The organism is Oscillatoria sp. HE19RPO (assembly GCF_024220515.1).
GTDB lineage: Bacteria > Cyanobacteriota > Cyanobacteriia > Cyanobacteriales > Laspinemataceae > Laspinema.
On the sequence record NZ_JAMXOT010000302.1, the window covers coordinates 1 to 15790 of the forward strand.

14 protein-coding genes are annotated in these 15790 nt (G+C 48.8%); 5 read left to right on the forward strand and 9 right to left on the reverse strand.

The features are described from left to right. On the reverse strand, window positions 1-650 hold a 650-nt coding region (locus NG833_RS24225), incomplete at its 3' end, for a hypothetical protein (RefSeq protein WP_254567839.1). A gap of 215 nt (window positions 651-865) precedes the next feature. Here NG833_RS24225 and NG833_RS24230 point away from each other — a divergent pair. Then, window positions 866-2686, forward strand: coding sequence for a M3 family oligoendopeptidase (locus NG833_RS24230; protein ID WP_254567840.1), 1821 nt, complete (start codon window positions 866-868; stop codon window positions 2684-2686). A gap of 196 nt (window positions 2687-2882) precedes the next feature. Here NG833_RS24230 and NG833_RS24235 read toward each other — a convergent pair whose 3' ends face one another. The 5 genes from NG833_RS24235 to NG833_RS24255 form a co-directional block, all read right to left on the reverse strand. Then, complete coding sequence (locus NG833_RS24235) at window positions 2883-3788, reverse strand: NF038130 family PEP-CTERM protein (RefSeq protein ID WP_254567841.1); 906 nt, start codon at window positions 3786-3788, stop codon at window positions 2883-2885. Between the two features lie 446 nt (window positions 3789-4234). Beyond that, window positions 4235-5407: an LL-diaminopimelate aminotransferase gene (locus NG833_RS24240; protein ID WP_254567842.1), complete on the reverse strand. Its 1173-nt coding sequence runs from the start codon at window positions 5405-5407 to the stop codon at window positions 4235-4237. A 176-nt stretch (window positions 5408-5583) separates the two neighbouring features. Then, the gene (locus tag NG833_RS24245) at window positions 5584-5907 is read right to left on the reverse strand and encodes a co-chaperone YbbN (protein ID WP_015151304.1); all 324 of its coding nucleotides are present in this window, start codon (window positions 5905-5907) and stop codon (window positions 5584-5586) included. A gap of 305 nt (window positions 5908-6212) precedes the next feature. After that, window positions 6213-6977: a PspA/IM30 family protein gene (locus NG833_RS24250; protein WP_254567843.1), complete on the reverse strand. Its 765-nt coding sequence runs from the start codon at window positions 6975-6977 to the stop codon at window positions 6213-6215. 510 nt (window positions 6978-7487) lie between these two features. Further along, window positions 7488-8243: a PspA/IM30 family protein gene (locus NG833_RS24255; RefSeq protein WP_254567850.1), complete on the reverse strand. Its 756-nt coding sequence runs from the start codon at window positions 8241-8243 to the stop codon at window positions 7488-7490. Between the two features lie 17 nt (window positions 8244-8260). Here NG833_RS24255 and NG833_RS24260 point away from each other — a divergent pair, with 17 nt between their 5' ends. Then, window positions 8261-8398, forward strand: coding sequence for a hypothetical protein (locus NG833_RS24260; RefSeq protein ID WP_254567844.1), 138 nt, complete (start codon window positions 8261-8263; stop codon window positions 8396-8398). A 90-nt stretch (window positions 8399-8488) separates the two neighbouring features. On the opposite strand, the gene NG833_RS24265 is transcribed toward NG833_RS24260, so the two are convergent. Next, window positions 8489-9844 carry an SPOR domain-containing protein gene (locus NG833_RS24265; RefSeq protein ID WP_254567845.1) on the reverse strand — a complete coding sequence of 452 codons (1356 nt, stop codon included), beginning with the start codon at window positions 9842-9844 and terminating at the stop codon, window positions 8489-8491. Between the two features lie 177 nt (window positions 9845-10021). Between NG833_RS24265 and NG833_RS24270 the strand changes: the two genes are divergently transcribed. Together NG833_RS24270 and NG833_RS24275 are read left to right on the forward strand one after the other, a co-directional pair. After that, window positions 10022-10690 (forward strand): DUF721 domain-containing protein, encoded by a 669-nt coding sequence (locus tag NG833_RS24270; RefSeq protein ID WP_254567846.1) that lies wholly within the window; start codon window positions 10022-10024, stop codon window positions 10688-10690. A gap of 510 nt (window positions 10691-11200) precedes the next feature. Beyond that, window positions 11201-11542 (forward strand): hypothetical protein, encoded by a 342-nt coding sequence (locus NG833_RS24275; RefSeq protein ID WP_254567847.1) that lies wholly within the window; start codon window positions 11201-11203, stop codon window positions 11540-11542. A gap of 87 nt (window positions 11543-11629) precedes the next feature. On the opposite strand, the gene NG833_RS24280 is transcribed toward NG833_RS24275, so the two are convergent. Both NG833_RS24280 and menB read right to left on the reverse strand, forming a co-directional pair. Continuing rightward, window positions 11630-12802 carry a transposase gene (locus NG833_RS24280; RefSeq protein WP_254567848.1) on the reverse strand — a complete coding sequence of 391 codons (1173 nt, stop codon included), beginning with the start codon at window positions 12800-12802 and terminating at the stop codon, window positions 11630-11632. A gap of 353 nt (window positions 12803-13155) precedes the next feature. After that, entirely contained in the window at window positions 13156-13989 is an 834-nt protein-coding gene (gene menB, locus NG833_RS24285) for a 1,4-dihydroxy-2-naphthoyl-CoA synthase (RefSeq protein WP_254567851.1), read from the reverse strand. A gap of 595 nt (window positions 13990-14584) precedes the next feature. On the opposite strand from menB, the gene NG833_RS24290 reads away from it, so the two are divergent. Beyond that, window positions 14585-15514, forward strand: coding sequence for a PEP-CTERM sorting domain-containing protein (locus NG833_RS24290; protein ID WP_254567849.1), 930 nt, complete (start codon window positions 14585-14587; stop codon window positions 15512-15514). Window positions 15515-15790: the final 276 nt, after the last annotated feature.

Below are 15790 nucleotides of genomic sequence, written 5' to 3' on the forward strand. Positions count from 1 at the left end.
CCCTTGGCTAGTCCCTTTTGAAGAATATCTTGGTAAATCACGGATTCCTGCATAATTTCCTCCCGGAAAAAGTTAGTAATCGTATCTTTGTTAAACCGTAAACCCGCTAGAATCTGGGTACAAGCAGAGATTTCTTGGCGCAGTTCAGTTTCCTCTATTTTAGCCACTTCCTGGGCCACTTGCGCCAGGAGTTGGTTCGGTTCTTGAGTCGCTGCTAACACCGCCAAGGGCAGCAATGCTGGGTCTTGAAGCAACAGTTCGGGAGATTCCTCCCAAATCCGAATGACCTCATATCGATGGCGAGTATTTTCGCTGATAAATTCGGTCTCAAACACCGCTGGATTGCTGGTGGGTTGCAACCAAATAATCACCTGTCTCACCGGCAGTCCATATTGCCAATATAGGCGCACCCAATAATTTAACATCCGCAAAGGCATCGGTCTATCCTTGGGGACTTTTACCTGAAATTCTAAATGGAGAATTTCCTCGTCTGTCCGGAAGAAAATCACGGAATCAGCCCTCACGGGTTCTAGGGTTAATTCGGTTTTTAACACCTCCACGGGTGAGGTAATGATTCTTCGCGATATCCAAGAGGCAAAGCGTTGTGGATATTTCGCGGCTAGGTATTTACAGAGGTTATCTATGTCCATGGAACTCGGGTTTAATTGCCATATTTTATCTGTAATTTTAGGCTAAAAAGGTCTATGATAATTTCCAGGGTTTACATTAATTTACCTGCACCGGAATCTGCTCCCCTGATAGACTCAGGTAGTCCGTTCGGATTGCCGTACTCGGACTGGGTGTGGATAATGGGGAAAATTTCCCTCATAATAGAAGTAGCAAACTGTGACAAAGGAGTGTTACTTTGGTTCAAAGCCCTCAATCCCCGGCGATCGCGCAATTGGAAAATCCCCAGGAGTGGGACTTATCAGACCTTTATCAAGGGTTTGATGACCCGCAGATCGAGCATGATTTAGAAGTCCTTCAGCATCGTGCTGCGGGGTTTCGTCGCACTTATCGCGGCAATGTTGCTGCACTCACCCCGGAACAAATCGCCGATTGTTTACAAGAATTGGAAGAAATCGGTCAAGTCTCCGGTTATGTCTATGCCTATCCTTCCCTGACCTTTTCAGCAGATACGCGCAATACGGAAGCGAAGCAACTGCTGGATCAGGTGATGGAAGCGCTAACGGCGATCGAGAATCAATTGCTGTTTTTTGACCTAGAATTACAGCAGATTTCTGAAGAGAATTTTAACCAATTACTCGCTGCTACGGAACTAGCAAGTTACACCCATTATCTCCATCGCATTGCGGAGTTTCGTCCTCACACCCTTTCCGAAGAAATCGAACAAACGCGCAATCAAGACAGTCTCACGGGTCGGCAAGCGTTTATCCAATTGCGATCGGTGCATTTGGGAGAACAAGAATATGAACCCGTAACGACCCCCGATGGCAAAAGTGCCAGCAATGAGGCGGAATTGAGTGCCTTGTTGTTTCATCCCTCACCGGAAGTGCGGTACAATACCTATCTCTCGGTGCGAAATGTTCTCAAACAGCACAACTCCCTTTATGGGTTCATTCTGAATACCGTCACTCAGGATCATCGCATCGAAAGTCAGATGCGCCAGTATTCCTCCACTTTGCATAAGCAATTGTTAGCTGATGAGGTTTCTGAACCTGTTTTCCGTGCCATTATGGACGGGACGGCGAGTCGGTTTGAACTGTTCGATCGCTACTATCAACTCAAAGGAAAGGCACTCGGTCAGAAAATCCGGATTTGTGACCTTTATGCACCTTGGACGACCGAGGATGAGGAACCTGTACCCCCAGTCAACTATCAAGCTGGGGTAGAAACCTTGCTGAATGCCTTACAAGAGTTTGATGTCAATTATGCGCGGCGTGCAGAAGAGTTTTTCTTAAAAAATTGGATTGATGCCAAGGTTCGTCCGGGCAAACGGGGTGGTGCATTTTGTGCCTACTCTCACGGTAAACACAGTTATTTATTGCTCTCTTACACGGACGATTACAATTCTTTGTTTACCCTGGCTCATGAAATGGGTCATGGGTTGCATTTTGCTTGGATTGATGATGCTCAATCTTATTATAATAGCAATCCGCCTTTGGTTTTAGCAGAGATTGCTTCGACCTTTAATGAGTTGCTGTTGCTGGATTACCTGCTGAAAACTGCCGCAGACAATAAGGCGCTGATGAAGTCGTTGCTGACGCGGCAGTTGGAGGACCAGTTCAATTTGCTATTCCGGCAAAGTACAATTAGTCGGTTGGAATTGGCGATTCACGATCGCGCCAAAGAAGGCAGCTTTGATGCCAACTTCGTCAATGAAAAATGGATGGAGTTGTATCGCAATCTCTGTGGAAATTCCGTGGAATTATTACCGGAACACCAGTATGATTGGGCGCGAATTGGGCATATTTTCTTTAAGCCTTTTTATTGCTACCAGTACGCTGCTTCCAATATTGTGAGTTTAGCCTGTTATCAAAAATATCTGGAAACGGGTAAAGATTTTATTCCCGGGTATCTGGAGTTATTGTCGGCAGGTGGGAGTCTCAATCAGGTGGAGGCGTTGCGGAAGTATGTAGATGTGGATATCGAAAATCCCCAGACGATCGCCAGTGCCTTAGATTATATTGAGGGCTTATTGGATAAGTTGCAGGCGAGTTTGTAATGGGGGATAACTAACGGCTGATCTTCTGGCATGGAAACGACTGAGGTTGTGATACCCAGAAGGGGAGAACGACTGAAGTCGTTAGTACCAACGGGGGAATTTCCCCTTGATCTTTTCCCTGAAATTTGGGATAAAAAAAGGAAGCCCGGAGGCTTCCTTTTTTGAGGAGGCTATCAAACCTATACCCTAAGATAATTTAGGCGTTTTTGGCAGTTTTGCGCTTGGCGGTAGCAAAGAGACCTCCCACTGCCATCAGAGCAAGCATGGTGGAGGGTTCGGGAACAGAAACGTCATTGCCCGGTATGGCAGCTAGGGTAATTTCATAATTGCCATTATGTGAGCGGCCATCGGCGATGTCGAACAGTCCTGAACCTGTGGCAAACAGGCTCGAAAAGTAGCCCGTCTCTCCACCGTAAGTCACCTTCACTATTTCGCTGAGTTGCACGTTTTGGGGAACGAACCCGGCAAAGTGTCCTAACCCTTGCAATGTCAGGAAGTTATTGATATCAGTATTTAATGTTAAGTGACCGGCTAGGCCGATTTTAACTTGATTGTTCTCTTGATTGATGTAGGAGATATTCGGATCGCTGGCTCGGGCAAATCCACCACCACCGACAAAGGTGCTAAAGAGCGTGGATCTTGTTAAATTGTGTCCGAACCCTGCAGCTAAGGCGGCAATGGTATCGAAATTATAGGCATCCAAGGCGGCGTTGAACCATTGGTTAGCAAAGTTATCTGCTCCAAAGGATGTATCCACACTGGCTCCAAACCAGTCGGTTGCTGTCATACTACTCAGGGTGATGGATTGACCTCCAATCATGCCGCTGAGGGTTGAGGCATTCCCGAAATCTGCGGTGCTGGAGTGTGCCGTAGTGCCACCTAACTCAATATTATTTCCCGGTGCAGTGCTATCCCCGGTCAAAGTAACGCTATTGACGTTGGTACCCCCAAGAAATGTATTCGTGCCATTGGAGTCGTAGTAAAGGTTAGGGCCTGAAACGCTCCCGGTGAAGCTACCGGCAAAGGCGGGGGCGCTGCCGATCGCAGTCATACCGACGGCAAGAGAAGTGGCGAGTGCGAGTTTATTAACGAATCCAGTCATGATTGGGGTCTCCGTAAGAATGTGCAAGTAGGTTTAGGTTTGTGATTCCGCTGAGTGTTGCGGATGTCTCATTAAATCTCGAAATTTCCCGGGATGGTGCGATCGCTATCACGTTAAAGGCGCGATCATTTAGAACTTGTTGACTCCATATATTGCCCCAGGGTTAGGTCTGGCTGCCGCCCTCTATACCTTAAGAGGGTCTCAACTTTAAGGTTTATTAATAACAGATAGAATTTCTGACAACCTGCCCTGATCTTATCCCCCTCCCCTCTAACTTTCCATAAAGTTAGAGGGGAGTCTCGTAAAGTTTGTGTAAAGAGTTGCTAAACTTAGGCGGTTTCAGCTCAGAAATTTTACTCAAGTTTTCTCCTGGTGTGGCTTTTGTAAAAAACAACCGATAAGACGCACTCATCGGTTGTGTTGCCAGATTGTGGGACTCGGTAAAATTATGAATTCAAAAACTCGGCAATTCGTTCCACCGCTTCTTCTAACACGGGCGGATCCCAAACTAAGGCAAAGCGCACATACCCTTCACCCATTTTGCCAAACCCGGAACCGGGAGAAGCAGCGATACCCGTTTTTTCCACCATTTGGGTACAAAAGCCGATGGAATTGTTGGCCCACTGTTCGGGGAGTTTGGCCCAGACATACATGGTAGACTCGGGCATCGGCACTTGCCAGCCGATGCGATGGAGGGCGTTGACGAAAGCATCTCGACGGTTGCGGAAGATGCTGGTCATTTCGCCTACAGTGTCTTGGGGTCCCGTGAGGGCGGCGATCGCCCCGTTGAGAATGCCCTGATATTGGTTAAAATCCACTGCCGCCTTGACTTGCCGCAGGGCTTTAATCAGTTCGGGATTGCCAATGGCATACCCCACCCGTAATCCGCCCATATTATAGGATTTGGACAAGGTAAAAAACTCGATAGAAACGGTTTTTTCCGGGTCCGCTTGCAGGACGGAGGGCACGGAAATCTGGGCATCAAAGACTAAATCGGCGTAGGGAAAGTCATGCACCAGGACTAACTGATGCTGCTGACAAAAGGCAACCGCTTCTTGGAAAAACGACAGAGGAGCAGTCGCGGTAGTGGGGTTGTGAGGATAGCTGAGAACCATCATCCGCGCTTGGTTGAGGACCGCTGGGGGAATTTCCTCAAAAACGGGCAGAAATCCGTTTTCTTCCCGCAGAGGCATCCCATAAATTTGACCACTGGCTAAATACACTCCACCGGCATGGGAGGGATAGCCCGGATCCATGAGGAGGGCAAAATCTCCAGGATTTAAAATGGCTAAGGGTAAATGAGCGGTGCCTTCCTGGGAGCCAATTAAGGCGAGGACTTCAGTTTGGGGGTCTACTGCAATGCCATAGCGCTGGTGGTACCACCGGGCGGCAGCTTCGCGAAAAGCTTGGGTGCGGTGAAACAGGACATAGCCGTGAGAGTTGCGATCGGGTAAAGAAGAGGCGATCGCCTCAACGATATGGGGTGCTGGGGGGAGGTCCGAGGACCCCAAGGATAAATCAATGACCTTCAATCCTGCGGCTTTTGCCTTAGCTTTAGCGTTATCCATATCCGCAAAGACATTGGAACGCAGGGGTTCTAAACGGTTAGCAAACTGCATGATGGTTAACGGGTGAGAAGCTGATGGAGTGCAACGGATACGGAATCCGGTTTACCTGGATCTGCTAAACCCGCACCCTCAAGGGTGGGGCTATACTAACAAAGCCTGCCTACGCAGGCTCTCATCATAAAATAGGTCTCCAGGGGTGAGTCCGGTTAGGGAATTTCAATCAGTTTTTAGAGATGGGCGTCGATCAGGGTGGCTAATGCCTGTTTGGTAATGGCTCCCTCAAAGGATTCCACGATCGCCCCGTCTTTAAAGACGCGGATTGCCGGTACGCCTTCAACGCCGCACTTTTTCACCGATTCAGGATTGGGATCGACTTCGAGCTTAAGGACTTTGAGGCGATCGCCATATTCTGATGCTGCCCAGTCTATATAGGGAGAGACCAATCGGCAAGGCCCACACCAACTGGCCCAAAAATAGGCCAATACTGGGGTGGTTGCTTGTTCTACTTCGGTTCCAAACTCAGTATCTGTGACTTTGATAATGCTACTCATGCCCACCGCTTTCAAATATCAGGTACTCGGCGATCGCAACTCCGGGGCGATCGCTCCATGTTATTAAACTGTGATTATTTTACAGCAGGGGAGGCACTGGGGGGATGGGGGGATGGGGGATGGGTCATTTGTCATGGGTCATTTGTCATGGGTCATTTGTCATGGGTCCTTGGTGGATGGGGAGATGGGCGATTTATCGAAAAAAAAACCACAACTCCCTGGGTAGAGGGCCGCCTTAGTCAGAAAGAAGGAAAGACAAGCCAGCTGATGAACATCAGGGAGTTGTGGAAAATCAAAGGGGTGAGTTAACCGTCATTGAGTTGCGATCGCAACTGTTCCAATTCATCATCCACAGCGGATTTGGGAGCGCTGCTTTCTCCGGCGCTGGGGAGTTGACTTTGAGCCGGAGATGCGCCGGTGAGTTGAGCTTTCATGGCTGAGAGTTCATCATCCACATCGCTTCCCGCCTCCAATTGCGCGAACTGACTTTCCAGATTCGTGCCACCAATTTCATAAGCTGCTTGAGAACGGGCTTCCATTTGCAGCACCTTTTCTTCCATCCGCTCGAATGCTGCCATTGAGCCACCCGTATTGATGGAACCGAGGGTATTTTGAAGCTGTTCGTTCGCCTTAGCCGCTTGCGCCCGAGCTTTGAGCATATTTTTCTTGGTTTTCGCTTCAGAAATCTTGCTTTCCAAACCGATTAAATTACGCTTGAGGTTATCCACCTGAGTTAACTGCCCATCGAGTTGGGCTTTTAACATGGCAGCGGTTTCAGCGTTGGATTTTTTGCGAACCAGGGCTTCGCGGGCGAGATTTTCATCCCCTTTTTGGAGGGCGAGTTGGGCGCGACTTTGCCAGGTATTGGCTTCGTTGTTGGCTTGCTCGTACTGTTTCTGAGTGCGTTTTTGGTTGGCAATGGAACTAGCGACGGCTTGGCGCAACTGCACCAAGTCTTCCTGCATATCGATAATAGATTGCTCTAGGACTTTTTCTGGGTCTTCCGCTTTGCTGACTATATCGTTAAGATTGGCTCTGACAACTCGGCTAATGCGATCGAACAATCCCATGATGCTATTTTTCCTTTTCGGGTTTACAAGGTAGGTTGTTATGGACAGGCTGCTGGCCTGAGATCCTCGCTGTTGATTGATTGGGTGGCAACGGTCCTCACCCATTCCATCTCCTTTGATGGTACTCGGTGTCAGCCGGAGACAGAAGGTGACTGCGGCGATCGAATACCAAAGACTCTCTTGATGAATCTAGTGTAAAAACTTCATCCGCTTTCTCGCTACATCCCGATATATTTTTGGGTGGATGGACCCCCTGGAATATTGACTCCGAAGGCACTGATTCAGGGGAGTTTTTCTAAGTGGGTTTAATTCCTATTCCTATTTTAAAGGGTAAGGCTTAAAGTTTTGCTCGCTCATGAGCACTTGCCAATTCACAGAATTATCAATTTTGACGGGAAGCAACGGAACGGATTTCTGGCACATTCACCCTAAATTGAGGGCTTAACCGGAGGCAGCCTAGTGGGAGGTTGCTCCTTGAAGAGCGATGGAGAAGAAACCCCATCCCCAGGGTTACTCCTCCATGCGATCGCGGAGTTTTTGGAGTTCTCCTTCTATTTCCGGATCTGAGGGAGCATAGACGGGCTGAAGTTCAGGACGAGCGGGGTTGCTCCCGCTGATTTGCGCTTTCATTGCCGTTAATTCCTCGTCTACCTCACCCCCGGATTCTAGGGAAGCAAATTTTTTTTCTAGGTCATCACCACCGAGGGACGCGACTGCCTCCGATCGCGCTTCGAGTTGCATGACTTTTTCTTCCATGCGCTCAAAAGCGGCCATTGCATTCCCAGTCCCGACGTTCCCGAGCATCTCATTGAGTCGCTCGGATGCCTGGGCGGAGCGCGCACGGGCAATATAAAGGTCTTTTTTTGTCCTCGCTTCGACGATTTTACCTTCTAAAGCCCGCATATTTTGCTTGAGCTGTTCCACCACTCCAGTTTGTTGGTCGATCTGTGCTTTCATGCCCGTCGCTGTATCTTGGTAGGATTTCCGACGGGTCAGGGCTTCGCGGGCGAGGTTTTCATCCCCCTTCTGCAAGGCCAACTGCGCCCGTCGATACCATTCGTCAGCGGTGGACTGAGCTTGGCTGTACTGACGCTCGGTGCGTTTTTGGGTCGCGATCGCCTGAGCTACAGCTTGTCGCAGTTGGGTCAAATCCTCCTGCATCTCAATCATCGTCTGTTGGAGAATCTTTTCGGGGTCTTCGGCTTTATTAATTAGATTATTAATATTGGCGCGAATCACCCTCATGATTCGGTCAAACAATCCCATAACGGACTCCATATCAGTTGCATAGTGCGTCTAAGCTCGCCCCTGGTCCCAGGCTCAAATGTCAGGGTTTTCCCAAGAAGGCGATCGCCTTCTATGCCATGACCAAGGGCTGGCAAGTTTTTAAAACCCCCGTCCCCCAAGGGGCGATCGCCTAGAGTCTAGTGCTCACATCCTGCCTGGTGCGGACCGGGTACGAACCCTAATCCTATGCTATCGCAGTCTCTAACCCTGTGGAGTCTATGCCCTTAAGGCTTATAAATTTTTCCGGTTATCCCTTGCTTCTTCATTTGTTCCACCATTGCTTGAGCTGAGGCTTGATCTTCAAAGGCTGCAACCTGAATCTTCACCCCAATGGGATACTCCCGCAGGTAGGCATCGGGGACGACTTCTCTGGCTTTCCATAGGCTCTCATCATTCTGATAATCCATCACCACATAGTAAAACCCCGGGAATGACGCCGGACTCACCCCGGTAGTCGTCGCCGGTGCCCCCGGTACCCCCGGTGCTGCCGTCCCCCCATTCGGAGTGACTGTGGGGGCGGTTCCGGTGGCCGGTGGAGTCACGGTAGGCTGTCCGGATCCCGCCAGATAATCGGTGGTCAGATTGCTCAATCCGGGGGAAGTTGGGGCGGGAGTACCGGGGGCGGGGTTGGGCGTGACCGTTGGGGCGACTGCCCCTGTCTGTGCGGGGACAGACCCTTGGGGACTCGGTGTCGGAACTGCAACCGGCGGTTTTTCCTCCAGGGTTCCCAGATTCCCTAAATCCAAGGGTTTAAACTGGGAATTGGTTAAATCCGGGGTAATTCTCCCTCCTTCATTGCTCAAGGTCGGCTCAGAGACTTGACTATTCCCATTTCCACCTCGATTGGCTTGTTGCCGCGTGCCGGGGTTTTCACCCTCTCCCATCTGAGTCACGACATAAACTAAGGTGGCACTTGCTGCCACAAATAACAGCATTGACCCAATTCCCAAGGGACTCAGGAAGCTATTTTGGGAGCGAGTTTTTCGTCTAGCCCGCAGTTCGGCCAGCTTTTTGGCATTGTCTCGATCTAAACTACTGACTAATTTTTCTGAAGAGTCGAGATACTCATTGGGATCCTGGGGGTTAGTTCCCTGAGTCGGTCCGACGATCGCACCGGGGCTTTCTGTAGATAAGTCGATGCCATTGGCAGTTTCTGGATTGGCTGCGGATGAGCCATTGCCGTTGTCCCCGGAGGTGGCGATCGCCGGAATATTCACAGGCTGATTCTGACTCCCGTTAACCGCCGCACTTGGCGTTTCTGCTGCGTCAGGTCCGGGCATCGGTTTGAGGGCCTCGAATTTCAACGTCTGAGCGCTGGGCAGTTCTAAGGCGGGAGACTGCTGGGGTGGCGTGCTACTGGGGGACAGGGTAATTAAATCCACTGCGGTTTTTTGCGGGGGGGTCAACCCATTCCCGGAGTAGGACGGTTGCACGGCATCACCCCGTTTTTGTCGCCGATAGCGGGTTAATTCTGACTCTAGCTTGACGTCTAAACTTTCTAGCACTGCGGCTAATGCCGGTTTTAATCCCTGCTCTGGGGAAACTGTGGCTCGACTCGCCTGGGGGGACCGTTCGCTCATGCCCTCTCTCCTGTGTGATTTCGTGATGATTTCGCCTTGTGGGTGGCTCCCTGACGATAGGGAGTTTGTCTGACTCTGCCTGATACCCATCCCTATAATAGGAGGCATTGCAAGAGTCACAGACTGTACTGTTGCACCCCATTTTAAATGTTTCACTTCAATGTTGAGTTGGACTCGATGGCTTTTAACTCTCTGGATCATATTTTAGGCGCTCTGGCGGCTCAGACCCTGGGACAAAAGCAACGGGAATATCAGCAGTTGGTTGAATCTTGGGCGATCGCCGTCGGACCGAAGATTACTCAGCATACCCGTCCTTTGGCGGTGGAACGAGGGGTGCTGCGGGTGGCGACTTCGAGCGCGGCTTGGGCCCAAAACCTGATGTTTGAGCGCCGCCGGATTTTGCAACGGTTAAATGTGGGGCGCTCTGAGGCGATCGCCGATATTCGCTTTTCTCCCAAGGATTGGTCTAAATCTGATGTGAAATGTCCAGATTTGGCGGATCAAGAAATACTTTGGCAGGATCATCCTTCTCGGCTGGCTGAGTTGAGTGCTGATACCGTAACTCCGACGGGTTCTGCTCCAGGACTTACCCCATCTTTAAAGTTAAACCCTAACTGTAGAGGCGATTCGCGAATCGCCTCTACAGTTGGGGTGGATTCTCAAAATCTGGGTAAGTCCGGTGAGGTTGAGAATGCTCAAGGGACTTTCCAGCGTTGGGCACAAGGGGTACAAGCCCGATCGCAGGGTTTGCCCCTTTGTCCCCATTGTGGTTGTCCTACACCTCCCGGGGAACTCGATCGCTGGTCGGTTTGCGCCCTCTGTGCTGCGAAACAGTGGTCAGGGTAGGGGCGATCGTCGGTCTTTCCTCAAGGCAATCTCAATCCTCCATTCGCGGTGAATTAGAGTTTTGAAGGAGCCAGCCCAACCCCCCAGCATTGTCTTTCGAGATTACCCATACCCCCACCTCTATTGCAAACATCTCCCTCAAATCTCTGTCTTGATTGCCTTGACTTATTTCGATTTGGGACCACCAACTGCTGATTTACATGGCAAACCCTCAGCATTTATTGAGCCTATCTTCTCTGAAATCTCCCCTTGTCAGGGAGGCAAATGACTAGCTAAAATATTGATCCCCATGAATTTACAGCTTGAAATCATCCAGTTGGGAAGGGTGGAGGTGAGTTGTTACTTAACTGAATTGTTGCTATTTCTTACAGAATAATAAAGAAATTATTAAGGTGATTTTTCATTGGGGATCGCTTAAACCTATACGGGATAAAGGCTTGATGGCTTTCCTGCGTAAAATCACCTTACATCATAATAGAAGCATCATTTGATTGTCCCCCAAGCACCCCTATGAAGACCTCAAATTGCCAATCGTCATCCTGTCGCCATTGTCGGTTCTATACCCCTGAAGGCCGCAGGGGTGGAAACTGCCAACAACTCGGTGTATTGGTTCGTGGAGGCTGGAAAGCTTGTTCCTTAGCTTTACCGCCCTTTGCTCCTTCGTGGGAAGACATTAAACCCGATCCGATCGTCTTGGAAGACCAACGACTCCGGGTGGCAGGGACTCTCTCCCTAGAACGGGCATTCCACCAACCTTCAGCAGAGCGAGACAAGGCTCAAACCGATTCGGTGGTTGTCTCTACCCCCCTCAATCCACCGGATAACGGTGAGCATTTTCTCTCAGTCAGCTAAAGTTACAAAAAATTTGACATTCACGTTCATTCATTTAATACAAGGTGAACTACCGAACGGTGAATCAGAGATTACACCGTCGGCTTCCTACCCAACAGACTGCGAGACAGTAGATTTCTTGCGTCCTCTACTATCTCGACTTACACCTGGGCGGTAGGCGAACTCCCCAGTTCCCGAGGATAAAATACGCAGTCCTTCATCTCTGATGTTCTTGGCAGCATTTATGTCTCTATCGTGCTTCGTTTGACACTTTTCACACTGCCAAGTTCTGACATTTAAGGTCAGGCTTCTGACTTGATTGAGGCAAACATTGCAGGTTTTGGAGCTAGGAAAGAATCGGTCTACCTCAAGGTAAACTTTCCCTTCTTGCTCTGCTTTGTACTTCAGCATGGTACAGAACTGACCCCATCCCACTTGGCTGATTGCTGATTCGAGACAGTGGTTTCTGACCAGGTTCCTAACTGCTAGATTCTCTACCACTATGACTTGGTTTTCATCTACCATCCTGCGTGACAGCTTGTGGTGAAAATCTGACCGGCATTGAGATATTTTGTTATGTACCCCGGCTACCTGCTTACGGGTTTTGTTACGGTTTTTGGAGCCTTTTTGCCTTCTGGACAACCGATCAAGCTTGGCTCTTAGATTTTTCTCATGTTTAGCTAACCAACGGGGGTTATCAAACTTAGACCCATCGGAGGTGATAGCAAAATGAGTCAAGCCTAAATCAATACCTACCGCTTTCCCTTCAGCAGTTTTTTCGGGGATATCTTCCCCATCATCGACTAGGACAGAGGCAAAGTATTGGCATGAAGCATTCATCGACACCGTGACTGTTCTGATTGCCCCGTCAATAGGTCTATGTAGTCTGGCATGAACAATTCCCATCTTGGGGAATTTGATGCCATCTTCTACAATAGAGACATTCTGGGGATAACTAATGGATTGGTTACGGTGCTTTGATTTGAATTGAGGATAAGCCGCCCTCCCTTCAAAAAAGTTGATAAAAGCCCTAGACAAATTTAGGGCAACAACCTGTAAGCACTGGGAATAAGGTTCTTTCATCCATTCATGCTCTTTCTTGAGATTAGTTATCTCTTTCTGTATGGCAAAGCGACCCAGGCCCTTCCCCGTAGCTTTGTAGGTTTCGTTGGTTAGGTTGAGAGCATAGTTCCAAGCGAATCTACAGCAACCAAAACTCTGAGCAAGGTGTTGTCTTTGCTCGGAGGTTGGGTAAATTCTGTACTTGGTTGCTCTCAACATTACCGTAAAAATAATTTGTGATAATATTATAGCATGACAATTCCACTGATTGTCAATTTTCAGGGCATCGTTCGCGCAGCGTGTGCGAAGCACATACCCTTTAATTGACTTGAGGGGTCCATGTATCCCGACGCTGACCGTTCCAGTACAGCGCGGGACTTAGCGCCCCTCAAACTCCCCAGTAGTTAAACGACCGGATTATTGGGTTGAATCGCTCAGTAGAATTACTCAGCAAATCGCGCTTCTGGGGTTAAACTCCAGAAGCGATCGCGATCGCCACTTTTTAAACATCAGGGGTAAAAACCCGGTTTGGAAATCCAAACCGGGTTGCATGATTTAAAGGCATTAAAACATTATGGCAACCAGGGATACTGACGAAAATCTGGTTGCCTTTTTTCTAGAAACGCTTGTTTTCCTTCCGCCCCTTCCTCGGTCATGTAGTACAACATCGTGGCATTCCCCGCCAGTTCCTGTAACCCCGCTTGACCATCGCAATCGGCATTAAAGGCAGCTTTCAGACAGCGAATGGCGATCGGGCTTTTCTCTAAAATTTCATTCGCCCAAGTCACCCCCTCCGCCTCCAGTTGTTCCACCGGCACCACCGCATTCACCAACCCCATCTCCAACGCTTGGGTGGCATTATATTGCCGACAGAGAAACCAGATTTCCCGCGCTTTCTTTTGACCCACGATTCGCGCCAGATAACTGGCCCCAAACCCCCCATCAAAACTGCCCACTTTCGGTCCCGTTTGCCCAAAAATAGCATTCTCTGCCGCTAGGGTTAAATCGCAAATCAGGTGTAAAACATGACCCCCCCCGACTGCATATCCCGCAACTAAGGCGATCGCCACTTTCGGCATGGACCGAATTAACCGCTGCAAGTCCAGGACATTTAAACGGGGAACTCCCGCCTCATCGATATATCCCGCTTCCCCCCGCACACTTTGGTCCCCACCGGAACAGAACGCATATTTGCCATCGGTATGAGGTCCCGCCCCTGTCAATAACACCACCCCAATGCGACTATCTTCCCGCGCATTAGAAAAGGCATCATACAGTTCAAACACCGTTTTCGGACGGAAGGCATTCCGCTTGTGGGGCCGGTTGATGGTAATTTTGGCAATCCCATCGGTTTTTTCATACAGAATATCTTCGTAAGTTTTAGCGGTTTGCCAGTTGATTTGCATTTCATCCAGTAGCTGCGCGACATCAAATTGTGCATTGTACCTTGCCTGGGGTGTTTGCGCTTCACCGGGTCCCCGATCGCCGCTTCTTCCCAAGGCTCCCCGCTGTCTTATCCGGGCAATTTTGCGAATTACTCCCGAGTGATATCTTTTAAAATCCCTGAATTCTTAATATTCAATAAACTTTAAATCCATGATTTTTTTTTATAACTGCACAGTCGGAACCTCTATCAACTTGTAAGGTAATCTCAAACATCCGGGAAGAGAGGCCCTCTGTTTCCTGCCTACTTCAAATGATTTATAAAGTTTCTACCCTCTGAGTGGTTGCGTATCCTCACTGAATCAAGCTCTGGAAATAAAAAAGATTTACCCCCCTAACTCACATCGGTTGGTGAATCTTTACGTGAATATACGGACTATTTAAACTTAATGAATTAAAGTGGCCTAATCCAACCGTATTCAAATAACCCCTATGGGGGGATATTGTAGGGACTTTCTTTACTCAAGCTTTAAAAAAAAGACTTGTCTTTCCCCAAAAAAGTTCATACGATTATGAATATAAGCCAGAAAGTTAAACACCAGTGACGAGGGAACCATTATGAAAGTAACTCTATTCAACTCTATTTTAGGAACCGCCGCCGCCACCGTATGTTTGTTAGGGGTTACTGCACCCCAAGCGAATGCAGGACAGCTACACAATGGCTGGAACTACGCCATTGATTCGTTTAACGATGGGGTGCAAAACGGGAATACTGTTGGGGCTGGCAGTACATACGAAATGTATGGGATGGCTGTTAAAGAGGACACCCAAAGCAACAGTATTTTTGTCGCGATTAACGCCAATCTGCCAATTACAGGGGCCAGGTCTGGTGGTGCAGCAGATGGTCATATTGGCTGGGGCGATTTAATTTTCAACTTTTCCGGTCAGAACGCGCAAACCGCGAGTGCCAGTGGCAATTTATTTGGCATCCGGTTTACTGAAGATAGCGATTCTGGGGTGAGCAGCGTTGGGGTTTATGATAATGTGACGCTCAAAAATGTGACGAGTACAAACTCTGGATTTAACAATTTAACACACCACAGGAACACAGTTAATAATCTAGGTGGCAGTGCTTCTATGGGTGACCTGGCTTACAATGACTCCTACTTTGCCGGTCAAATTACTGGAACTCATAAGGTTCTGAACTCCATTAAGACCGGGAATTTGTTGGGTGGAATTAATCTCATCAATGATTTCACCGGGTTAGGGTTGGATTTCGGTAACTTCTCTGCGATGGGAAGCCATACTTTTGGGTTTAGTTTTGATAAGTCTTTAATGCCGGTGGGTGAATTTGTGGCTCATTTGTTCGCGGAATGTGCGAATGATGGGGTGGCATTATTGGGTGAGTTTGCTGTAGCAAGTGTTCCAGGCGACGGGGACGTTTCCGTGCCGGAACCCTCTAGTATGCTGGGGTTATTGGCGTTAGGGTTGACCTTTGCCGGCAGTCGGTCCCGGAAAAAAGGTCAGGCGATCGCAGTTGAAGGGTAGATTCAATTCGGATTGGGACGCGATTGATTAAACTTGCCCGATTTAACGACATCATTTTTTGACCTCCTCTGATTTGGATCAGGGGAGGTTTAATATTTAGGGGGGTTCAAACATTAAAATCTTTGAATACCGGAGGAGAACGACTGAAGTCGTTACTACGAACTAAGAAGAACGACTGAAGTCGTTACTACGAACTAAGAAGAACGACTGAAGTCGTTACTACGAACTAAGAAGAACGACTGAAGTCGTTACTACGAACTAAGAAGAACGACTGAA